Genomic DNA, 22,347 nt, shown 5'->3' with positions numbered 1-22,347 from the left:
ATGGAAAATCATTCAAAAAACATTAAAATATTTACAGGTAACTCGCATCCAGAGTTAGCTAGTGAGATTGCAGAGGCGCTAAATATCCCACTAGGTAAAGCAGAGGTAGGTACTTTCAGTGATGGAGAAATATCAGTAAATATAAAAGAGACTGTTAGAGGTTGTGATGTATTTATAGTTCAATCAACTTGTAGTCCTGTAAATAATAACTTAATGGAGTTATTAATAATGATAGATGCATTTAAAAGAGCATCAGCAGGAAGAATAAATGCGGTTATACCTTATTATGGATATGCTAGACAAGATAGAAAAGCTAAGTCAAGAGATCCAATAACAGCTAAGCTAGTAGCTGACCTATTAACAGCAGCAGGTGCAGATAGAGTTCTTACTATGGATTTACATGCACCACAAATTCAAGGTTATTTTGATATACCAGTAGATCACTTATTAGGATCACCAATATTATCAAGATATTTCGTTGATAAAGGATTAGCTGATAGAGACGATGTAGTTGTTGTTTCACCAGATTTAGGTTCAGTAACAAGAGCGAGAAAGTTTGCAGATAAACTTAATGCTCCAATAGCTATAATAGATAAAAGAAGACCAAAAGCAAATGTATCTGAGATAATGAATATAATAGGAGATATTAAAGATAAGGTTTGTATCTTAATAGATGATATGATAGATACTGCAGGAACAATAACTAATGCAGCTAATGCTCTTAAAGATTTAGGAGCAAAAAATGTATATGCTTGTTGTACTCACGGAGTATTATCAGGACCAGCATTCGAAAGAATAAATAACAGTGCTATTGAGGAGTTAGTTATGTTAAATACTATAGCTCTTCCAGAAGCAGAAGGTTTAAATAAGTTCAAATCATTATCAGTTGCACCTATTATGGCAGATGCTATAAATAGAATTTATGATGATGAACCATTAAGTGGATTATTCCAAGATTAAAAAAAGAGCGTCTTAATCGCTCTTTTTTTGTAAAATCACTAAGAAAATGAAACTTTTTTTTAAACAAAAACGTTTAAATTTGATTAAAATGTAAAAAAAAAATAATTTTGTTAATTATAAATTGATAAAAATGAATAAATGTTTTACACTTTATTTATATACATTAATAATATGTTAAACGGTAAAAATTTCATATTATTAAAGTATAAAAGCAAAAGTATAAAAGCACATGAAATAAGGACAAATGTAAAAAAGTTACAGAAAGGATTTTAAGAGGTGAATTTTATGGAAGGTCTATTAGGAAAGATTTTAATTGTAGATGATGATGAAAATATATGCGAAGTTATAAAAATGTATTTAGAGACTACAGGATATAACGTTAGAGTAGCACATGATGGAAAAGCTGCTAAGGAAGAGTTTGTTAACTTTAGTCCTAATCTAGTTGTACTAGATATGATGTTACCTGGAATTGATGGAATGGAAGTATTAAAATGGATAAGAAAAGATAGTAACGTTCCAGTAATTATGTTAACTGCTAAAGGAGAAACTTTTGATAAGGTATTAGCTTTAGAAATTGGTGCAGACGATTATGTTGTTAAACCTTTTGAACCAAAAGAATTATTAGCTAGAGTAAAAGCTGTTATGAGAAGATATTCAGGAGAAGAACCTGATAATGTGGTATTAAACTTCCCAGGTTTAACTATAGATGCTAACTCATACAAAGTTATATACAATGGAGAAGAAGTTAAGACTCCACCTAAAGAATTCGAGCTTTTACATTACCTTGCAAGTAATAAGAATAAAGTTTTCACAAGAGATCAATTATTATGTGAAGTTTGGGGATATGATTACCCAGGTGACTCAAGAACTGTTGATGTTCACATAAAGAGATTAAGAGAAAAATTAAATGGTGGAGAAGACTGGCAGCTTGAAACTGTTTGGGGAGTTGGATACAAATTTGAGGTGAAATAATGAAATATCGTGGCTTAGTACCAAAGTTAATCTTAACACTAAGCATAACAATATGTATTACTTTCTTTATAGTAGGTATTATACTTTCCAGCTTGTTTAGAGAAGAATATTATCAAGAAAGATTAAATAGTCTATCTGGAGAAGCAGACGTTATAGAGCAAGTTGTTAATTCATACATGGACAGTAAAATTACTTTAGATGAATTAAATAAGTCTATATCATTTATAGCTGATTCATTAAAAGTAGATGTTTATGTAATTGATAGTTATGGATACATATATTCAGTTTCTAATGAGCAGTATGATTATTTAAAACGTACTAAAATAGATGACGAAGACATGAAAACATTAAGAGAAAATCAAGTAATAGAACAGAAGAATAAAAAGGAATATATATATTCTAAACCTATCTTCTATAAAGGATATTTTACGGGAGCGGTTTCTATAGTTACTCCTTTAAGTACTCTTTCTGCTTCTTTAGTTAGAATGAATCAAATCGTCTGGATGTGTGTAGCCATAGCTATAATATTTTCTGGATTAGCAATATACTTTATATCAAAAAAGATTATAATCAAACCTTTAAATGTTATAAATAACGCTGCTAAGAAAATTGCCAGTGGAGAAATAGGAAATAGAGTTAATGTTTCTTATGATGATGAAGTTGGTGAATTAGCTGAGTCATTTAATATAATGGCCACATCTATTGAGGAAGCAGAGCTCAATAGAAGAGAGTTTATTTCTAATGTATCTCATGAATTGAGATCACCTATGACTTCTATTAAAGGATTTATAACGGCCATATTAGATGGAGTTATTCCTAAGGATAAGGAAGAATACTATCTTGTAATAGTAAATGATGAGATAAGTAGATTAACTAGACTAATAAATGATTTGTTAGATCTATCTGCTATGCAAGCAGGAAAATTAGAATTTAACATAGGTGAGTTAGAATTAAACAGAATAATAGAAACAACTGTATTAAAAATGAATCAAAAAGCTGCAAGTAAAAACATAAAAATTGAAGTTCTTTTAGAAAGTGAAAGAGTATATGTTTATGGCGATAATGATAGGTTAATACAAGTTATTACTAATTTGGTTGATAATGCTATAAAATATTGTGATGAAAATGGTGAAGTAAAAATATCAACTAAAACAAAGGGAAGTAAGATTGTTGTTAGTATATTTAACACTAGTAAGGGAATAGACGAATATGACTTAACTCATATTTGGGATAGATTCTACAAAGTTGATAAGGCAAGAAGTAATAAAACTAGTACAGGGCTAGGATTATCCATTGTTAGAAATATAATACTGCAACTAGAGGAAGATATTTGGGCTGAAAATGTTAAAGATAAGAATGAAAATATAAAAGGTGTTAGATTTAATTTTACGTTGACTAAGGTTAAATAAAATATTGCATAGGAGGTCTTTATGGGGAAGTTTTTTAAGCACTCTAAAAATGGGAAGGATCTCCATGAATTAAGTGAAAAAAACTATGACAATATAGTGATTAAAAAAGATAAGAAAAGATTCTGGATAAAAAGCTTTTTAAGGTTAGCAAGTTTTATTATGTTAGTTATAGTTACAAGCTTTATAGCTTTTAAGCACTATACTAAGGATTTAACTATAGAGAGTCAAAATACTAATCTTTTAAATGAGATAAAAGATGGGAGATATGACATAACTAATTTAGTTAATAAATCTGCAAGTGGTATTGTTACTGTTGGAGATAATAAGAAGAATTTATCTATAGGTGAAAATAATGATAAAAATATATCTGGAATTGTTATTAGAACTGATGGATACATAATTACTAGCTATAGTGCTATAAAGGATTTTCCAGAGATATATGTAAAAATATCAAGTAATGATATAAGTCCTTTCCAAGCAGTACTGGTTGGATTCGATAAAGATACTGACATAGCAGTATTAAAGGTAGAATCCAATGGATTAAAGAGTATATCAACCTCTGAACTTGAAGTTTTAGAAACAGGAGAAAGAGTCGCAACATTAGGAAATATAATATGTGAAGAGCCGTTAGGTTTTGTAGCTAATGGAATAGTAAGTGCACCGATTAAGAAGGTAACTATAGGTGAAGAAGATCATTCAGATTCAAAGGTAGTCGATGTTATAGAGACTAGTTCACTAATAAATGAAGCTAATAATAGTGGTATATTATGTGACTACAATGGAAAAGTTGTTGGAATAAATAGTTTATATTTTACCAATAAGTTTTCAAAACCAGGAGTATATTATGCCTTAGAAATAAATGATGCTTTAAGAATAGCTGACTCTATAATAAGAGAAGGTAGTGTTACTACTGGAACAACATTAGGTGTTACAGGGACTACTGTTGCAGATGAAAAACATAATGTTTATGGAATTTATGTAGAAGATGTTGATAAAGGTAGCAATGCATTTAATGCAGGAATAAAGCCTACGGATATAATAGTTGAAGTAGATGGTAAAAAGGTTAAAAATATAGAAAGTTTAGCTGATTTACTAAAAAAACATTCTGTAGGAGATATAGTTAAGATTAAAGTTATTAGAGGAGAATCTGTAAAAGATATTTCTGTAACTTTAAAATAATTATAAAAAAGAAATATAACCCTTCACGTAATTTGGTGAAGGGTTTTTTATTGTTTTATACTAATAGTAAAAGTATAATTAAAGAATGATTTAATTAAAATAATTTAGAAACGTAATTATATAATTATAATGGAGGACAATATGATTTTAATAGTTGGATTAGGCAACCCAGGAAAACAATACGAACAAACTAGACATAATATCGGATTTGATGTAATTGATTATATGGCAAATAAGTATAATATTGATGTAAATAGGGAAAAATTTAAAGGTCTTTGTGGAGAAGGTTTTATAGAAAATAATAAGGTTATTTTATTAAAACCTTTAACATATATGAACTTAAGTGGAGAAAGTATAAGAGAACTTGCTAATTTTTATAAATTAGAAAATGATGAAATCATAGTAGTTTATGATGACATAAGTTTAGATATTGGAAAATTAAGAATAAGAGAAAAAGGTAGTGCTGGAGGTCATAATGGAATCAAGAGCATAATACAAAACCTTGGTGGAGATGAATTCCCAAGAGTTAAAGTTGGGGTAGGACAACCTAAAGATAATTTAGTAAATCATGTTTTGGGAAAATTTTCAAAAGAAGATAGAGAACATGTAGAAAAAGTTATTCCAGTAGTAAGTGATGCAATTGTTGAAATTGTTAAAAATGATGCTAAGGAATCAATGAATAAGTTTAATGGAGTTAAGATAGATTAATTTATTTTAGAATGGCGGTGTTTAGATTGAGGTTACAGGGGTTAATGACTCCTTTATTAAATAGTGATGCTTTTCAAAAGGTTAAATCTTTTATGGAAAGCGGGAGTTATCCAGTAATGGTGAATGGGTTATCAGATTCAGGTAAGTCTTATTTTATAAATGGGGTGTATGAGGAGTCAGATAAGCCTATAGTTGTTGTTACACATAATGATATTGAAGCTAGAAATATATATGAAGATTTATCATTTTATCTACCGAATGTATATTACTTACCTTCAAGAGAAATTGTATTTTACAATATAGATGCTATTTCTGGAGATGTAAGATGGGCAAGGTTAAAAGTTATAAAAGAGATGTTAAGAAGTAATAAAAAGATAATAGTTACTTCCATAGATGCTTTTGCAGCGACTTACACACCTAAGGAACTTTATAAAAGTCACATATTAAAGGTTAAAGTTGGAGATGAAGTTGATTTAAAAGAACTTGCGAATAAGCTTGTTGAATCAGGATATGAAAGATTAGAAACTGTTGAAGGTAAGGGTGAATTTTCATTAAGAGGAGGAATATTAGATGTATTTCCTCCTAATTCAGTTAATCCTTTTAGAATAGAGCTTTTTGGAGATGAAGTTGATTCTATTAGAACATTTAATGTAGAGTCTCAAAGAAGTATAGAAAAAGTTAAGAAGGCTGAAATATTCCCTGCTAAGGAAATAATATTAAATAAAGAAACTATAGATTATGCTATAGATAAAATGAGAAAAGAGCTTTCAGACTTTGAGGATAAGGTTTCAGATAAAGAGATAAGGTATAGATTAAGAAAGATAATAGACAGAAATATAGAGTCTTTACAGGAAAACTGGAGCTTTGAAACCATAGACAGTTATCTTCCGTTTTTCTTTGATAAACCAGCCACATTATTTGATTATTTAAAGAATTATACTTTTATAATTGATGATGCCAAAAGATGTAAGGGAAAGTTAGAAAGCACTATTTTTGAATTTAATGAAAACTATGAAGCCTTTTTAGAAAGAGGAAATATCCTTCCTTCTCAAATAAATTTAAGTTTAAGTGCTGAAGAAGTACAAGAGTTATTTAAGGGCAATAACTTAATAAACTTAGTGCCATTTGGTGGAGGTGGAGGATTTATAGAGTCCTTCAATAAGGTTGAATTAAAGCAAAGTACTATGAGTGGATATCAGGGACAACTTGATATGCTTATAGATGACATAAGAGAAAAAAAGAAAAATGGATTTAAGACATTAATACTTTCAGGAACAAGACCAAGAGGTGAAAGGTTAGTTGATACCTTAAGAGAGTTAGAAATAGAAAGTGTTTATAAGGATGATGTTAAGGAAATAAAAGGTGGAGAGGTTGTTATAACCTTTGGAAATCAAAATAAAGGATTTGAATATCCTGATATGAAAACTTGTTTAATATCAGATAAAAGTATCTTTGGAGATGCTAAAAGAGCTAAAAAGACAAAGAAGAAAAAATCAAAAGGTGTTTCAAAAATTAAAAGTTTTGCAGAATTAAAACCTGGAGATTATGTAGTTCATGTGAATAGCGGTATAGGTGTTTATAAAGGGATAAAACAAATAGAAGTTCAAGGACATAAGAGAGATTATTTAGATATTGAATATTCAAAAGGGGATAAGCTTTATGTACCTGTTGAACAATTAGATTTAGTACAAAAATATATTGGCTCAGATAGTGCTTCACCTAAGATAAGTAAGCTTGGAGGCAATGAGTGGCAAAAAGCTAAGGCTAAAGTAAGAAAATCTATAAATGATATTGCTGGAGACTTAGTTAAATTATATGCTGAGAGATCAACAGTAAAAGGATATAGATTCTCTAAGGATACTCAATGGCAAAAACAATTTGAGGATGAATTCCCTTATGAAGAAACACCAGATCAATTAACAGCTCTTGAAGATATAAAAGAAGATATGGAAGCAACTAAAGTTATGGATAGATTGCTTTGCGGAGATGTTGGTTATGGTAAAACAGAGGTTGCTGTAAGAGCTGCCTTTAAGGCTGTAATGGATGGAAAACAAGTAGCATTCCTAGTTCCTACAACAATACTTGCAGAACAGCATTATAAAAATATGAAGAAGAGATTTGCAGGGTTCCCTATAACTATAGACATGATAAGTAGATTTAGAACTAAGAAGCAACAAACAGAAACATTGAAAGCTTTAAAAGAAGGAAATGTAGATATACTGATAGGAACGCATAGACTTGTTTCTAAGGATATTCAATTTAAGGATTTAGGTCTTCTTATTGTTGATGAAGAACAGAGATTTGGAGTGGCACAAAAGGAAAAGATAAAGAGTTTCAAAAAGAATGTTGATGTTCTTACTTTAAGTGCAACGCCTATTCCAAGAACTCTTCACATGTCACTTACTGGAGTAAGAGATATATCTGTAATAGAGACTCCGCCAGAAAATAGATATCCTATACAAACATATGTTGTAGAACAAAATGATCAACTTATAAGAGATGCTATTTTAAGAGAAATAAATAGAGAGGGTCAAGTGTACTTTGTTCATAACAGAGTTGAAAGTATTCAAGAAGTGGCTAGTTATATACAGGAACTTGTCCCAGAATGCAAAGCCACAGTTATACATGGTCAAATGACAGAGAGACAATTAGAAACTGAAATGATAGATTTTATGGAAAGAAAATATGACGTATTAGTATGTACTTCCATAATAGAAACAGGAATAGATATTCCAAATGTTAATACCATGATTGTAAATAATGCAGATAAAATGGGACTTTCTCAGCTTTATCAGTTAAGAGGAAGAGTTGGTAGAAGTAATAAGGTTGCTTATGCATATTTCTTATACCAGAGGGACAAAGTTTTAACTGAAGTAGCAGAGAAAAGACTTAAAGCACTAAAGGATTTTACAGAGCTTGGTTCAGGCTTCAAAATAGCTATGAGAGACCTTGAAATAAGAGGTGCTGGAAATATGATGGGCTCAGCTCAACATGGACATATGGCATCTATAGGATATGATTTATATTGTAGAATGTTAGAGGATACAATAAAAATTATAAAAGGTGAAATAGAAAGAGAACCTGTTGAGACTATTGTAGATTTAAAGGTCGATGCGTTTATTCCTTCAAGTTATATAAAAGATGAGATTCAAAAGATTGAAGTATACAAGAAGATTGCAGCTATAGAAAATGAAGAGGATTATGCATATGTGAAAGAAGAGTTAGAGGATAGATTCTCTAATATACCAAATATGGTTTATAACCTTATGGATATAGCTTATATAAAGAGTAAAGCTAAGCTTTTAAATATTGAAGAAATAAAAGAGAAAAATGATGACATAATATTTATCTTTGAAAGTAGAGAAAGAACAAATAAGAAGATATTTAAGATGCTTTTAGAAAACTATAGAGATGATATATTAATTGAGTTCGGTGATAAACCAACATTCTTATATAGAGGAAAAGATAAGAAAAAAGAGGATATATTAGCTACTTTCAAAGAAATGTTAGACGATATATTGGTGTTAAATAATTAATAATTTATAAATTGAAATATTATTGTAACATTGATATACTAAAATGGAATCTGACTAGAATATTATGTAAATTATAATCGGAGAAAGGCGAGGTATTAAAATGGTAAGTGTAAAAAAATTAGTAGCATCTGCGTTAGTTGGAGTTTTAATGTTCACAGCTGTTGGATGTAACATGGTAGAAAAAACTCAAGCAGCTATTGATAAGACTACTGTAGCTACAGTTAATGGAGAGAAGATAACTTTAGGAGAGGTTGATTCACACTTAAAAGGAATGTTTACTCAGTTACAAACTCAATATGGGGATAAATACATGGAAGATCCTCAAGTTGCACAACAAATTTTACAACAAAGACAAAGTGTGTTAAATGGTTTAGTAACTGATAAAGTTTTAGTTATTGAAGCGGGCAAATTAGGAATAACACCATCAGAAGATGAAATTAATAAAAAAGTTAATGAACAATTCGATAAGATAAAGACTAGTATGGGAGATAACTTTAATAAAGCTTTAGAGGCAGAAGGATATACAGAAGATACTTTTAAAGCATTCTTAAAAGATCAAGTTATAGCCGAAGCAACAGTAGATTATGCTACTAAAGATGTAAAAGTAACTAACGAAGATATACAAAAATATTATGATGAAAATAAACAACAGTTTGTAGTTCAAGCTGGTGCTGATGCAAAACACTTATTATTCCCAACTGAGGAAGAAGCTCAAAAAGCATATGATGAAATACAATCAGGAGCAACAACTTTTGATGATTTATTTAATAAATATGAGAAAAACACAGATCCTAAGAAAGAGCCAATAGCAGAAAATTTAGGAAGAGTAGATTACAATAATTCAAATTTTGATCCTGCATTTATGGAAGGATTAAAACCATTAAAAGATGGTGAAATTTCAAAACCTGTTAAGAGTTCATTTGGATATCATATAATTCAAGTTAACAATGTTACTGATAAAGAAACACAATTAACATTAGATCAAGCTAAAGATCAAATAACAACAGCTTTAGAAAACCAAAAGAAAAAAGAAGCTTATCAAAAAGATTTAGATCAATGGAAAAAAGATTTAAATGTTAAAACTTATGATGACAAATTAAAAGAAGGCTTAAATTTAAGCAAATAATTTAAAAAAAAGAAAGACTTATGGAAGTTAATCCATAAGTCTTTTTTTTATAGAGTTTTCATAAAAGTTTTCTTTAATTGGTTATTAAATTAAAAGATAACATAAATATAATCAATGTGTATAAAATTTCAAATAAATTAAATACTATTATTGTAGACAAAGATTAGTGATTAGTATTTATATAAGGGAGGTACATATAAATGAAAGCCACTGGAATAGTAAGACGTATTGATGATTTAGGTAGAGTTGTAATACCTAAAGAAATAAGAAGAACTTTAAGAATAAGAGAAGGAGATCCTTTAGAGATTTTTACTGATAGAGAAGGTGGAGTAATACTTAAAAAATATTCACCAATAGGAGAGTTAACAGACTTTTCAAAGGAATATGCAGAAGCCTTACAACAATCTACAGGTCATATAATTCTCATATCAGATAACGATGCATTTATATCTGTAAGTGGAACATCCAAGAAAGAATTTATGGAAAGAAAAATAAGTGATGAGTTAGAAGATATAATGGATAAGAGAAAATCAGTAATACTAGGTGTTAATAACAAAAACATCATACCAATGCATGGAGATGATGATGAAAGTAAGTACAGCAGTCAAGTTATAGCACCAATATTAGCAGAAGGAGATACAATTGGGGCTGTAGTTATTCTTTCTAAAGAAGGAAAAACTTTAGGAGAAGTTGAACAAAAGCTAGCAGAAACAGCAGCAGCCTTTTTAGGAAAACAAATGGAACAATAAACAAACCAGTTATCATAATTTAATATTTGTATTTCAAATAGTAATAATACCTCTGAATTTACAATAATATAAAATGAGACTTAATTCAGAGAGAGTAATGCTCCCTCTGAATTTTAAAGTAATATCTAGAAGTTTAGCGGAATTTTTAATTAAGCATAAATAAATCTAGTATCTTAAGGTAAAGTAGTTATTTAAAATTTGGAGGTATTTTATGAAGAAACAATCCCTTATAAAAGGTAGTCTTGTGCTTGCTTGTGCTGGTATATTAGCCAAATTTCTTGGCTTGTTTTTTAGATGGCCATTAATAATGCTTATAGGAGATGAAGGATTAGGTTATTATCAGATGACGTATCCTTTATATATGCTTTTTGTAGCTATTGCAGCAGGAATTCCTATAGCAGTATCTAAGTTGGTATCGGAAAAAAATGCTTTAGGAAAATATGAGGAAAGTTTTCAAGTAATAAAAGAAGCTTTAAAAGTAATGGTTTTGTTAGGTATAGGGACAAGCATATTTTTAGCCATAGGCGGAAAGTTTCTTTTACCATTTTTAAAATGGGATGATAAGGCTTATTATTCTATTTTAGGTATCTGTTTAGCTCCTACATTAATAGGATTGATAACACCTATTAGAGGCTTTTTTCAAGGGTTTCAGAATATGACGCCAACGGCAATATCTCAGATTTTAGAACAAATTGGAAGAGTGATAGTTGGTGTTGGACTAGCTTATATATTAATTGATAAAGGGATTGAGTACTCAGCAGGAGGAGCATCCTTTGGGGCTGTAGCTGGAGCTTTTGTAGCTGCATTATATTTAATACCTAAGTATAGAAAAATAAAGAAGAGTTTTAATTTAGGAAAAATAAAAGGTAGCCATAAAATATTTATGGAGATAATAAATATAGCACTTCCTATATCTATAGGGGCTGCTGTAGGAAGCATTATGGGAGTTATAGATTCTGTTTTAGTTCCGCAAAAGCTTTTACAGGCTGGATTTACAGGGCAGGAGGCTACTGTTTTATATGCTCAGTTAACAGGTAAAGCTACTGTGTTTACTAATGTTCCAATGACTTTAGCAACTGCATTAGCAGCGTCTATAATACCTATAATTTCTGAATTATATGTTCTTAAAAATAAAGTTCAGGTTAAAGAAAAAATAGATACTACAATGAAATTATGTATGATAGTTGCTATCCCATGTTTTTTAGGATTATTTTTCATGGCTGAACCTATAATGAACCTTTTATTTCCAGGGAAATCAGAAGGCTTTATGATATTGAAGTATTTATCAATAAGTGTTCCATTTTTAGTTGGAACTCAGATAACAACATCAATATTACAAGGTATGGGATATTATTATAGACCAGTAGTTCATTTGTTAATAGGATGTATTTTAAAAGTAATCTTAACAATGAGTTTAATACCTATAAAATCTTTAAATATTTATGGTGCTGTAATAGCAACAATAATATCTTATTCTGTGGTATTAGTATTGAATTTAATATACATGTCCAAGAAATTTAAATATTCTCCTAATATAAAAAATGTATTAGTAAAACCTATATTTGCATCAATTTTAATGATTGGTACAGTTTTATATTTATATTCACAGGCTTTGAAATATAGCGGAAGTAACAGTATAGCTTGCTTAATAGCCATATTTATGGGTATTATTATATATATGATATCATTGGTAGTGCTTAAAATTTTTAATGTAGATGAAATAAAGGGACGACTAAGAAGTTAAGTTTTATAAATTGCGAAGGAGAGTATGGAATGCTTAAGATAATGGGTTTAGGACCAGGTGCCTATGAAGCTTTAACAATAGGTGCTTTGAAAGAACTAAAAAACAATAAGAATATATATTTTAGGACAGAAAAACATCCTACAGTAGATTTTTTAAAAGAAGAGGGAATTAAGTTTGAATCATATGATCATGCATATGAAAAATATGATAGCTTTGATGATGTTTATAGATACATTGCAGAGGATTTAATAGCTAAGATTAAGGATGATGAAGATTTAATATATGCAGTGCCAGGACATCCTTTAGTAGCTGAAAAGTCTGTAATAAATCTAATTAATTTATGTAAGGAAAATGATATTCAATATGAAGTATTACCAGCAGTTAGTTTTGTAGATGCTATGATGGAAGCCTTACAAGTAGATCCAATAGAAGGTGTAAAAATAGTTGATGCTTTTGATATGAAGAATCAAATATTAGATAAGCGTGTTGGAACTATAATAACTCAGGTTTATAATAATTTTATAGCTTCAGAAGTTAAATTAAGACTTTTAGAAGGATACAAAGATGATACTGAAATAATCTTTGTAAGGGCAGCTGGTATTGAAGGATTAGAAAGTATAAGGAAAATACCTTTATATGAGTTAGATTGGCAAGAAGATATAGATTATTTAACTTCAATTTATATACCTAAAGATTTAGAGAATAAAAAGGATTTTCAAGATTTATTAGATATTATAGAAACTCTAAGAAATCCAGGAGGATGTCCTTGGGATAGGGAACAAACTCATGAAAGTTTAAAGAGTGCTCTTATTGAAGAGTGCTATGAAGTAATAGATGCAATTGAAAATGAAGATGATGATGCTTTAATAGAAGAACTTGGAGATGTCTTATTGCAGGTTATTTTCCATGCTTCCATAGGTAAAGAAGATGGATATTTTGACATTATGGACGTAATAGGTGCTATTTCAGGAAAGATGATAAATAGACATCCTCACGTATTTTCAAATGGAGAAGCTGAAAACTCAGAGGAAGTTTTAGCTAATTGGGATGAAATAAAGAAAAAAGAAAAAGGAATTGAAACTTTAACAGAGGAAATGAAAAACATAGCAAAATCTCTTCCAGCAACAACAAGAGCTTATAAGGTTCAAAAGAAAGCTAAAAAGGTTGGGTTTGACTGGGATGATATAAATTGTGCTATGGATAAAGTAAAAGAAGAATTAAATGAAATAAAAGATGTTTATAATTGTGAAGATAAGTCAATAATAGAAGGTGAAGTAGGTGACTTACTTTTTGCTTGTATAAACGTAGCTAGATTCTTAGAAGTTGATGGAGAATTAGCTTTAGATAAGACTATTAAAAAGTTTATAAACAGATTCTCTTACATCGAGAATGAGGCAATAAAGAATAATAAAAACCTAAAGGATATGACTTTAGAAGAGATGGATAAACTATGGGAAGATGCTAAAACAAGTGAAAAATAAGTGTTTTTAGAAATTTATGGTTTATTAAGATGCAAAAAAACATAAATTTTAAAAAAAATGCAAAAATATCAGTATTTTTAGGGCAAAAATTGAAAGTATTGACTATACAAAGAAAGAAATATATATTATGATAATATAAGTTGATACTAGTTGAGTTTAATAACTGGTAAACAATTATTGCAGTAAATTAACTGGAATTTTAAGGAGGATGTAAAAGTGAATAAAGCAGAATTAATAACAAGCATGGCTGAAAAAAGCAACTTAACTAAAAAAGATGCTGAATTAGCTTTAAAAGCATTCATAGAAAGCGTTAGCGAAACTTTAGCTAATGGAGATAAAGTTCAATTAGTTGGATTTGGAACTTTCGAAACTAGAGTAAGAGCTGAAAGAGAAGGAAGAAACCCAAGAACTAAAGAAGTTATAAAAATACCTGCTTCAATAGCTCCAGTATTCAAGCCAGGTAAAGAATTAAAAGAAAAAGTTAACGCTTAATTTATAATAAATAAGTTGTGTTAATTGAACTTTAAAGAAGCCCGAGTCTTACTCGGGCTTTTTTATCAATATTGAGGAATTTAAATCAAATATAGGATTTTTAATATGGAGGATAGGATATGAGATTAGACAAGTATTTAAAAGTTTCTAGAATAATTAAAAGAAGAACAGTTGCTAAAGAAGCTTGTGAGAGTGGGAGAGTAATAATAAATGGTAAATTTGCTAAACCTTCAAATGATATAAAAGAAGGAGATATAATAGAAATATTATTTGGTAACAGAACTTTAAAAGCAAGAGTTATAAATATTGCTGAGCATGTTAGAAAAGAAAATGCTAAAGAGATGTACGAGATCTTAGAAGGCGAAGAAGATAAAGAGTAATATGTTTAAATTAAATATTTATTATATAGGATGACTAATATAATTTGAAAAAGTTATATTAGTCATTTTTTTGTATGCAATTGAATAAGCATAAGTTAGGAAAAATATTTTTTTACATAGGAGGCTTTCTTATGATTGATAAAAAAGATGAAAATAAAACTACAGAATGTACCAGTAACTTATTCTTAGAAAATAGAAAACTTTTATCACTTACAGGAGTAAAGGAAGTTATAAACTTTGATGAGGAAAAGATTAGTTTAAAAACAAATTTAGGTCCATTATTGATTAAGGGGTCTGGATTAAAGATGAACAAATTAGATGTTCAAAATGGGGAGGTTATAATAGGAGGATTTATTAGTAACATTAATTATTTAAATAAAAAGAATAAAGTGAAAAAAAGTAGAAATTTAATTTCTAAAATATTTAAATAGGTGGTAGATATGCTTTTAGATATAAATATTCAATTTAGAATTGTTATTTTTGCAATAATATCTGGACTGATAGTCGGATTTTTGTTTGATATTTATAGAGAGTTTAGGGGAGCTTGCAAAAATAAAATATTAATAACAATAGAAGATATCTTATTTTGGATATGGTGTAGCTTAGTTATATTCATATTTTTATTAAAATATAATTATGCATTTTTAGGTGCATATGTATATGTATTTATGGGAATAACTTTATTGATTTATTTAAAATGTTTATCTAAATACTTTAGAAGAATACAACATAGAATTTTAGCTATACTATTAAAGAATATGAGAATAATATTTAAAAATATAAGATATGTCTTAAAAAATACATTCACAAATTAAAAAGTTAATTTGCAAGGGAAAAATTTCTTGAATTAAGGTATAATAGTGTTTACAATAGACTTATACATACCATTCTAAGTATGGGGGTATAAGAGTGAAGAAAAGAATGAATTTAAAGAATTTGGTGATAATTATATTGATTGCTATATTCTGCATATCATATGTGAGACAAGAACTTGCAATGAATAAAATACAAAAAGACATAGAAGCTAAGCAAACTCAGCTTAATGAGCTTCAAGATAAAAATAAAAAGTTACAAAATGAGGTAAACCAATCTTCAACAGACGAATACATAGAAAGAATGGCTAGAGAAAGATTAGGTATGATTAAAGAAGGCGAGAAAGTTATTACAAACTCAGATTCACCTCAAGACAAACAAAATAATACTGAAACAAAAAACAATCAAGATAAATAAGGTTATTATTAAAAATAACATATATTTTATTTATAAATTTAAGGAGGAATCTTTTAAACATGACCTTAATGGCAGGAAACATATTAGAGGGTAGAATAATTAACATCACAAACTTTGGTGCGTTTGTTGAAGTGGAAGGAAAAACAGGTTTAGTTCATATATCTGAAGTAGCAGATACTTATGTTAAAGATATAAGAGAGCATCTTAAAGAGGATGACAAAGTTAAAGTTAAAGTAATATCAGTTGATGATAAAGGCAAAATAAGCTTATCAATAAAGCAAGCTATGCCACCAAAAAAGAAATCTGTTAAACCTGCAGATTTTGAGTGGAAGAATGAAAAGAAAGCTAAGCCAAAGCAAAACTTTGAGGATATAATGTCAAAATTCTTAAAAGATAGTGAAGAAAGACTTCAAGATGTAAAGAAACATCAAGACGTTAAACAAAGAAAAAGAAAATCAATTTAATAGTATTTTTTAAAATCTCTTAGAAGTTTTCTAAGGGATTTTAAATTTTATAATAGAAAGTTATATGAAAATGATGATTGTAAAAATAAATTTTAGAAATATATTAAAGGTTTTTAGAAGAGATTTTTATTATTTTTCTTATTAGTTTTAAAAAAGATAGGGAAAATTATAGAGGTTTTTTTCTAATATTTTTAAGTTATATGCTAGATTTCATGGGCTTTTGTTAATATTTATAATAATTTTTATAAAAAACTTTAAAAAATATGTTGACAGTATCCTAATGCTTATGTATAATAAATCTTGTCGTTGGGAAACACGATGACATGCCGAAGTGGCGGAACTGGCAGACGCACAGGACTTAAAATCCTGCGGTGCTAACACACCGTACCGGTTCGATTCCGGTCTTCGGCACCACAACATCGCGGGGTGGAGCAGCTGGTAGCTCGTCGGGCTCATAACCCGAAGGTCGTAGGTTCAAGTCCTGCCCCCGCAACCACATGGCGGGATAGCTCAGCTGGCTAGAGCATTCGGTTCATACCCGAAGGGTCGCAAGTTCGAATCTTGTTCCCGCTACCATTTAAACTTAATATATGCCGAAGTGGCGGAACTGGCAGACGCACAGGACTTAAAATCCTGCGATGCTAACACATCGTACCGGTTCGATTCCGGTCTTCGGCACCAATAATATCGCGGGGTGGAGCAGCTGGTAGCTCGTCGGGCTCATAACCCGAAGGTCGTAGGTTCAAGTCCTGCCCCCGCAACCACATGGCGGGATAGCTCAGCTGGCTAGAGCATTCGGTTCATACCCGAAGGGTCGCAAGTTCGAATCTTGTTCCCGCTACCATTTAAACTTAATATATGCCGAAGTGGCGGAACTGGCAGACGCACAGGACTTAAAATCCTGCGGTGCTAACACACCGTACCGGTTCGATTCCGGTCTTCGGCACCAAAACTCATCTTAATTAAGATGAGTTTTTTTGTTTTACACTTCTTTTTTTCTAAATTAATTATCTTTTTAAATAGATAAAAAATTACTTTATTCAACAAAAATATATTTATTAGATTCTAAAAAAAGATAATATATCCTTTAAAAGATTATAGAAATTCAATTATTTCCATTAAACTGGAAATAAAATTATAAATATAGTATAAAAAAATAAATTTCCTAAAAATTTTTGTTTGATTATGTCTTAAAAAAATAAAAAAACAGCACCATTAATTTACAAATATTTCCTTTTAATCTTGCTATAATGTTGATAAAGATAGAAGGTTAGGAGGATAAATATGCAATATGGAGTTAAAATTGATAATTACAAAAGAGTAAAGGATTCAGAAAAGGTAAAAAATAATATAAAAATAGAAGCTTCTACTGTTGGTCTTATTATGTCTATGGTTGCAGGGATATTAATAAGTAGAGTGTATTTAGATATGACCTTTGGAGTAGTACAAGTATTAGCTCCATTTGGATTAGCATATTTAATCGCAATAACAAATTATGAAAAAAAATATATACTAGCTTCTAGTTTAGGCGTAGTAGTGGGATACGCTACTTTGTTTAATAAGCCTATAAGTTTTCCAGCTTACATAATAATAGCAGCTATAATTACCATAATTTCTATGAGTAAAGTAGCCAAGAAAACTAGAAATATAATAAGTTTTATTATTATATTTTCTATATTATTTGCCTATGGGGTTTTAGTAGGAAAATCTGATTTCATTTTATATTTAATAAACGCGGCTTCGGTTACAGCTTTAGCATTTCCTATATATTATGTTGTAAGTTATACATTAAAATGTGTAGAAGAAATAAATACTCAACATTTTTTCTCTATAGATGAAATAGTTAGCATAGAATTATTTTTATGTTTACTAATTGTTGGTATCGGAACTGTATCAGTATATGATGTGAGTTTTAGAAATATAGTAGCGATACTTTTCATTATAGCTTTAGCATTTATTTCAGATACAAATATGGGAGCTAGCGCTGGTATCACTATGGGAATAATATTAGGATTTACCACAGGAAATCTTATGGAAAGTATAGCTATTTATGGAGCTTGTGGTTTGGTAGCTGGAATTTTTAGAGAATCAGGAAAGTTTTTTACGGCTCTATCATTTAACATAATTTTTGTAATAGTAACTTTATATTCAGGAATATTTAATAATATTCTATTTATTGAAGTATTAGTGGGTACAGGGATATTCCTTCTAATTCCTAAAAAATTATACAATAAAGTTTCTCTAGAAATAAATAAAGATAAAAAGGTTGATTATTTTAGTGAAGTCAGATTTAGTAAGATTAAGGATGAGTTAACTGATAGACTTAAAGATTTTACTGATGTTTTATCTATAATGGGCAAATCTTTAAACAATTTAGTAAGCAATGATAAATTAGCTATAAAAAATAAAGGAAATGCTTTAGTGGAAAATTTATCTGATAGAACTTGTAGTGAGTGTGATATGAGATATATGTGTTGGAAGAGAGAACTTCATCAAACATATAATGCTTTTTCAGAGCTTATAATAAACTATGAAAACAACTCAGGAACTTTTCCTCATGAGCTTGAGAAAAAATGTATTAAAAAATATGCTTTAATGAAAAATTTAGAAGATATAATGAATATCCATATGATTAATGAAACATTGAGAAATAGATTAGGAGAAGGAAGAAAAATATTATCAAATCATATAAATAATATGTCAGTTACAATCGGTGAGATAGTTGATGAGTTTGGAAATGAACTTCATTTATGTACAGATATAGAAAAAAATATAAAGAAATCTCTTTTGAAATACGGAATTAAATTTGGAAGTTTAATATGTTATAACGATAAAAATGGAAGAATTAAAGTGAAAATGCAAATGGAAAATTGTATGGGAGCTCAAAACTGTATTAAAACTGTACTTCCTATAATAAGTGAATCCATAGGAAAAAATATGAGCATTGGAAGTGAAGGATGTAACATAAATAGTAAAAACAATATGTGTGAAGTAGTTATTGAAGAATCTCCTAAATATCATGTTACTTCTCATGTTGCAGTCGCAACTAAGGAAGGAGAAAAATTTACTGGAGACTCATATTCATATGGTAGAACTAAAGATGGAAATTATATTACTGTAATATCAGATGGTATGGGATCAGGACCTGAAGCTGGATTAGAAAGTAAAGTTTCTGTTGAAATAATAGAGAAATTTATGGAAGTCGGTTTTGATGAAAAAATAGCAATTGATGCAGTGAATGCAATAATGAGTATAAAATTTAGCGAAGATGAGAAGTTTTCTACATTAGATATGAATAAGATAGATTTATACACTGGTGATGCTAAATTTATGAAGGTTGGGGCTATAGAGAGTTTTATAAAGAGAGGAAATAAGATAGAAGTTATAAATTCTAATACACTTCCTTTTGGAGTGTTGGAGGAGCCTGATATAGATACTGTTGAAAAACAAGTAGGAAATGGTGATGTTATAGTTAGTATAAGTGATGGAATTTTAGATGTGAAAAATGATGGAAGCTTTGATACAACATGGTTAATTGAATTCTTAAAAAATACCAAGTATAGACAACCTAAAGAGTTATCAGTGGCTATTTTAGAAAAGGCAAAAGAGTTAAGTGGTGGAAAAGCCAAGGATGATATGACTGTTGTTGTATCTAAGGTTTTTGGAATAAATTAAGAAAGGAGAGTGGGTAAGAACAAAATAAAATCTATATTTATATGTTATTTATAGGTTTTATTTAAAAGTAAAAGTTCTTATGCACTTTCTTTTATTTTTAAGTAAACTATTAAATTTATTATTTTAAATGAATTATACGAACTTTTTTTATAACCTAATGGATTTTTTTATGTGTTATAATATTAGGGCAAAATATAATATTTATGGAGTGAGTTACAATGAAGAAAAAAGTTATAGATTTTATACAAGAGAACTCCATGATTAAAAGTGGAGATAAGGTTTTAGTGGCTTTATCAGGTGGACCAGATTCAGTATGTCTACTACATATTTTAAGTGAGTTGAGAGATTTATTACATATAGAAGTATATGCAGCACATGTTAACCATTGTTTAAGAGGAGAAAGTGCTTTAAAAGATGAAGCTTATGTTGAGGAGCTTTGCAAAAGCTTAAATATAGAATGTTTTATAAAGAGAGTTGATATAAATAAAATAAGTGAAGAAAGAAATATTTCCACGGAAATGGCTGGAAGAGAAGAGCGATATAAGTTTTTTGAAAAATTAAAAACTGAACACTCATTAGATAAGATTGCTATAGCACATAACGCTAATGATCAAGCTGAAACACTTATTATGAGAGCTTTAAGAGGAACTGGAATAGAAGGTTTAGTTGGAATTAGGCCAGTTAGAGATGAGATTTTCATAAGACCTATATTAATTTTAAGAAGAAACGAAATTGAAGAATACTGTGAAATAAACAATCTAAAACCTAGAATAGATGAAACTAATTTAGAAGAAATATATTCAAGAAATAAAATAAGGTTAAAGGCTATACCATTTATAGAAAAAAACTTTAATCCTGATATAGTAACTGCATTAAATAGGTTAGCTTATAGTTGTAGTAAGGATGTAGAGTTCATACAGGAAGAGGTTGAAAAGAGATTTCCTAAATTGTGTGTAAGAGAAAATAATAGCATAGTCATTAAAGAAGAAGCATTTAATGAAAAGGAAACCATATTAACAAGAATAATAAAAAAAGCTTTGTTTGAGGTTAGTTCAAAGCATAATAACTTTGAACTAAAACATATATATGACATAATTGCTTTAAAGGATAAAGGAACAGGTAAACAAATAAATATAACTAATGGCGTAGTTGCTTTAAATGAATATGGACAAATAAGAATAAAGTTAGTTGATATTTCAAAGATTAAAGAGAATAAAGTTTTAAATTTAGAAAATATTAAAAATGAGTTAGATGAAAAGAAAAAAGTTATAATAGAAGATAAAATTTTAGGAAAATATGAACTAATAGTAGAAGATTTTAAAAAAGGTGAAAAATTTTCAAAAGATAGATTTATAAAGTCTTTTGATTATGATAAAATTTCCAATATAGAGATTAGATTTAGACAAAATGGAGATAAAATAATTCCTTTAGGAATGAAAAGTAGTAAAAAGATAAAAGATATATTTATAAATAATAAGATACCTAAAGAAGAAAGAGATTTTATTCCCTTAGTGCTGTTTAATAATGAAATAGCATGGATTGTAGGATCTAATGTTAGTGAAACATTTAAAGTTACAAATAAAACTAAAAAGGTAATTAAAATTACTTTTGGAGGAAAGGAAAATTAATTATGAAAAAAGACATAAGAGATGATATTAAAGAGGTTTTATATTCAGAGGAACAGTTAGCTAAACGTGTAAAAGAAATGGCTGAGGAAATAAGTGAAGACTATTGTGGAAAAGATTTATTAGTTGTAGGGATATTAAAAGGTTCAGTAGTATTTACTTCAGATCTTATAAAAAATATAAGCATACCATGTGAAATAGATTTTATGGCTGTTTCAAGCTATGGCAACTCTGCTCAAACTTCAGGTGTTGTTAGAATATTAAAAGATTTAGATAGTGATATAGAAAATAAACATGTTCTTATAGTTGAAGATATCGTTGATACAGGTACTACTTTAAGCTATCTTTTAGAGTACTTAAAAGCTAGAAAGGCAGCAAGTATAGAAATAGTTGCTTTATTAGACAAAGAAGCTAGAAGAACTTCAAATGTTTCAACTAAATATAAAGGATTTGATGTTCCAGATGAATTTATAGTTGGATACGGAATAGATTATGCTGAAAAGTATAGAAACTTACCATTCATTGGTGCTTTAAAAGAAGAAGTTTACAAGAAGTAATTCAAAATATTGTAAAATAATATTTCTTATGATAAAATTCTTAAAAATGATAGTCAGAGA

19 protein-coding genes and 7 tRNA genes are annotated in these 22,347 nt (G+C 29.0%); all 26 read left to right on the top strand.

Annotated features, from left to right (window positions below; genetic code table 11):
- The 26 genes from OIF33_RS13245 to hpt all read left to right on the top strand — a co-directional run bounded on the left by OIF33_RS13245 (position 1) and on the right by hpt (position 22,287).
- Positions 1-960 (top strand): ribose-phosphate diphosphokinase, encoded by a 960-nt coding sequence (locus tag OIF33_RS13245; RefSeq protein WP_322504736.1) that lies wholly within the window; start codon positions 1-3, stop codon positions 958-960.
- A 285-nt stretch (positions 961-1,245) separates the two neighbouring features.
- Positions 1,246-1,932 carry a response regulator transcription factor gene (locus OIF33_RS13240; RefSeq protein ID WP_300348576.1) on the top strand — a complete coding sequence of 229 codons (687 nt, stop codon included), beginning with the start codon at positions 1,246-1,248 and terminating at the stop codon, positions 1,930-1,932.
- Positions 1,932-3,341: a HAMP domain-containing sensor histidine kinase gene (locus OIF33_RS13235; RefSeq protein ID WP_322504735.1), complete on the top strand. Its 1,410-nt coding sequence runs from the start codon at positions 1,932-1,934 to the stop codon at positions 3,339-3,341. The genes OIF33_RS13240 and OIF33_RS13235 overlap by 1 nt, the downstream gene beginning before the upstream one ends.
- Before the next feature lie 21 nt (positions 3,342-3,362).
- Entirely contained in the window at positions 3,363-4,520 is a 1,158-nt protein-coding gene (locus tag OIF33_RS13230; protein ID WP_322504734.1) for a S1C family serine protease, read from the top strand.
- Positions 4,521-4,661: 141 nt separating this feature from the next.
- Positions 4,662-5,228 carry an aminoacyl-tRNA hydrolase gene (pth, locus tag OIF33_RS13225; protein WP_322504733.1) on the top strand — a complete coding sequence of 189 codons (567 nt, stop codon included), beginning with the start codon at positions 4,662-4,664 and terminating at the stop codon, positions 5,226-5,228.
- 26 nt (positions 5,229-5,254) lie between these two features.
- Positions 5,255-8,764, top strand: a complete 3,510-nt coding sequence (mfd, locus tag OIF33_RS13220) for a transcription-repair coupling factor (protein WP_322504732.1) — start codon at positions 5,255-5,257, stop codon at positions 8,762-8,764.
- Positions 8,765-8,864: 100 nt separating this feature from the next.
- On the top strand, positions 8,865-9,890 hold the full coding sequence (locus OIF33_RS13215) for a peptidylprolyl isomerase (protein ID WP_322504731.1): 1,026 nt from the start codon (positions 8,865-8,867) through the stop codon (positions 9,888-9,890).
- A gap of 200 nt (positions 9,891-10,090) precedes the next feature.
- A complete protein-coding gene (gene spoVT / locus OIF33_RS13210; RefSeq protein WP_322504730.1) occupies positions 10,091-10,639 on the top strand; it encodes a stage V sporulation protein T in 549 nt (182 codons plus the stop codon).
- Positions 10,640-10,850: 211 nt separating this feature from the next.
- Complete coding sequence (locus tag OIF33_RS13205) at positions 10,851-12,383, top strand: polysaccharide biosynthesis protein (protein WP_322504729.1); 1,533 nt, start codon at positions 10,851-10,853, stop codon at positions 12,381-12,383.
- 29 nt (positions 12,384-12,412) lie between these two features.
- Entirely contained in the window at positions 12,413-13,864 is a 1,452-nt protein-coding gene (mazG, locus tag OIF33_RS13200; protein ID WP_322504728.1) for a nucleoside triphosphate pyrophosphohydrolase, read from the top strand.
- Between the two features lie 216 nt (positions 13,865-14,080).
- Positions 14,081-14,356 carry an HU family DNA-binding protein gene (locus OIF33_RS13195; protein WP_322504727.1) on the top strand — a complete coding sequence of 92 codons (276 nt, stop codon included), beginning with the start codon at positions 14,081-14,083 and terminating at the stop codon, positions 14,354-14,356.
- A gap of 119 nt (positions 14,357-14,475) precedes the next feature.
- Positions 14,476-14,736, top strand: coding sequence for an RNA-binding S4 domain-containing protein (locus tag OIF33_RS13190; RefSeq protein WP_322504726.1), 261 nt, complete (start codon positions 14,476-14,478; stop codon positions 14,734-14,736).
- Between the two features lie 131 nt (positions 14,737-14,867).
- Complete coding sequence (gene yabP / locus OIF33_RS13185) at positions 14,868-15,167, top strand: sporulation protein YabP (RefSeq protein ID WP_322504725.1); 300 nt, start codon at positions 14,868-14,870, stop codon at positions 15,165-15,167.
- A gap of 9 nt (positions 15,168-15,176) precedes the next feature.
- Positions 15,177-15,551 carry a spore cortex biosynthesis protein YabQ gene (gene yabQ, locus OIF33_RS13180; protein WP_322504724.1) on the top strand — a complete coding sequence of 125 codons (375 nt, stop codon included), beginning with the start codon at positions 15,177-15,179 and terminating at the stop codon, positions 15,549-15,551.
- 94 nt (positions 15,552-15,645) lie between these two features.
- Positions 15,646-15,966 carry a septum formation initiator family protein gene (locus tag OIF33_RS13175; RefSeq protein ID WP_322504723.1) on the top strand — a complete coding sequence of 107 codons (321 nt, stop codon included), beginning with the start codon at positions 15,646-15,648 and terminating at the stop codon, positions 15,964-15,966.
- A gap of 59 nt (positions 15,967-16,025) precedes the next feature.
- Positions 16,026-16,430, top strand: coding sequence for a S1 domain-containing RNA-binding protein (locus OIF33_RS13170; protein WP_322504722.1), 405 nt, complete (start codon positions 16,026-16,028; stop codon positions 16,428-16,430).
- 325 nt (positions 16,431-16,755) lie between these two features.
- Positions 16,756-16,844 (top strand) — tRNA-Leu (locus OIF33_RS13165).
- Between the two features lie 6 nt (positions 16,845-16,850).
- Positions 16,851-16,926, top strand: a tRNA-Met gene (locus tag OIF33_RS13160).
- Positions 16,927-16,929: 3 nt separating this feature from the next.
- Positions 16,930-17,006, top strand: a tRNA-Met gene (locus OIF33_RS13155).
- 16 nt (positions 17,007-17,022) lie between these two features.
- Positions 17,023-17,111, top strand: a tRNA-Leu gene (locus OIF33_RS13150).
- A gap of 7 nt (positions 17,112-17,118) precedes the next feature.
- A tRNA-Met gene (locus OIF33_RS13145) sits at positions 17,119-17,194 on the top strand.
- 3 nt (positions 17,195-17,197) lie between these two features.
- Positions 17,198-17,274 (top strand) — tRNA-Met (locus OIF33_RS13140).
- A gap of 16 nt (positions 17,275-17,290) precedes the next feature.
- Positions 17,291-17,379: transfer RNA gene (locus OIF33_RS13135), tRNA-Leu, on the top strand.
- Positions 17,380-17,714: 335 nt separating this feature from the next.
- Positions 17,715-20,105, top strand: coding sequence for a stage II sporulation protein E (gene spoIIE, locus OIF33_RS13130; protein WP_322504721.1), 2,391 nt, complete (start codon positions 17,715-17,717; stop codon positions 20,103-20,105).
- A gap of 218 nt (positions 20,106-20,323) precedes the next feature.
- Positions 20,324-21,733, top strand: coding sequence for a tRNA lysidine(34) synthetase TilS (gene tilS / locus OIF33_RS13125; protein WP_322504720.1), 1,410 nt, complete (start codon positions 20,324-20,326; stop codon positions 21,731-21,733).
- A gap of 2 nt (positions 21,734-21,735) precedes the next feature.
- Positions 21,736-22,287, top strand: coding sequence for a hypoxanthine phosphoribosyltransferase (gene hpt, locus OIF33_RS13120; RefSeq protein ID WP_322504719.1), 552 nt, complete (start codon positions 21,736-21,738; stop codon positions 22,285-22,287).
- The last annotated feature ends 60 nt before the right edge of the window (positions 22,288-22,347 follow it).

This window comes from Clostridium sp. LIBA-8841 (assembly GCF_034439435.1).
GTDB lineage: Bacteria > Bacillota > Clostridia > Clostridiales > Clostridiaceae > Sarcina.
The sequence above is the reverse complement of the archived record's forward strand: the minus strand, read 5'-3'. Positions and strand labels throughout refer to the sequence as shown.

What these genes read in the sequence shown, in the direction of transcription:
- OIF33_RS13215 (WP_322504731.1), top strand. Translation starts at nt 8,865, where the DNA reads ATGGTAAGTGTAAAAAAATTAGTAGCATCTGCGTTAGTTGGAGTTTTA.
- OIF33_RS13230 (WP_322504734.1), top strand. Translation starts at nt 3,363, where the DNA reads ATGGGGAAGTTTTTTAAGCACTCTAAAAATGGGAAGGATCTCCATGAA.
- OIF33_RS13205 (WP_322504729.1), top strand. Translation starts at nt 10,851, where the DNA reads ATGAAGAAACAATCCCTTATAAAAGGTAGTCTTGTGCTTGCTTGTGCT.
- OIF33_RS13170 (WP_322504722.1), top strand. Translation starts at nt 16,026, where the DNA reads ATGACCTTAATGGCAGGAAACATATTAGAGGGTAGAATAATTAACATC.
- tilS (WP_322504720.1), top strand. Translation starts at nt 20,324, where the DNA reads ATGAAGAAAAAAGTTATAGATTTTATACAAGAGAACTCCATGATTAAA.
- mazG (WP_322504728.1), top strand. Translation starts at nt 12,413, where the DNA reads ATGCTTAAGATAATGGGTTTAGGACCAGGTGCCTATGAAGCTTTAACA.
- OIF33_RS13190 (WP_322504726.1), top strand. Translation starts at nt 14,476, where the DNA reads ATGAGATTAGACAAGTATTTAAAAGTTTCTAGAATAATTAAAAGAAGA.
- OIF33_RS13245 (WP_322504736.1), top strand. Translation starts at nt 1, where the DNA reads ATGGAAAATCATTCAAAAAACATTAAAATATTTACAGGTAACTCGCAT.
- OIF33_RS13235 (WP_322504735.1), top strand. Translation starts at nt 1,932, where the DNA reads ATGAAATATCGTGGCTTAGTACCAAAGTTAATCTTAACACTAAGCATA.
- spoIIE (WP_322504721.1), top strand. Translation starts at nt 17,715, where the DNA reads ATGCAATATGGAGTTAAAATTGATAATTACAAAAGAGTAAAGGATTCA.
- yabQ (WP_322504724.1), top strand. Translation starts at nt 15,177, where the DNA reads ATGCTTTTAGATATAAATATTCAATTTAGAATTGTTATTTTTGCAATA.
- OIF33_RS13240 (WP_300348576.1), top strand. Translation starts at nt 1,246, where the DNA reads ATGGAAGGTCTATTAGGAAAGATTTTAATTGTAGATGATGATGAAAAT.
- hpt (WP_322504719.1), top strand. Translation starts at nt 21,736, where the DNA reads ATGAAAAAAGACATAAGAGATGATATTAAAGAGGTTTTATATTCAGAG.
- pth (WP_322504733.1), top strand. Translation starts at nt 4,662, where the DNA reads ATGATTTTAATAGTTGGATTAGGCAACCCAGGAAAACAATACGAACAA.
- yabP (WP_322504725.1), top strand. Translation starts at nt 14,868, where the DNA reads ATGATTGATAAAAAAGATGAAAATAAAACTACAGAATGTACCAGTAAC.
- spoVT (WP_322504730.1), top strand. Translation starts at nt 10,091, where the DNA reads ATGAAAGCCACTGGAATAGTAAGACGTATTGATGATTTAGGTAGAGTT.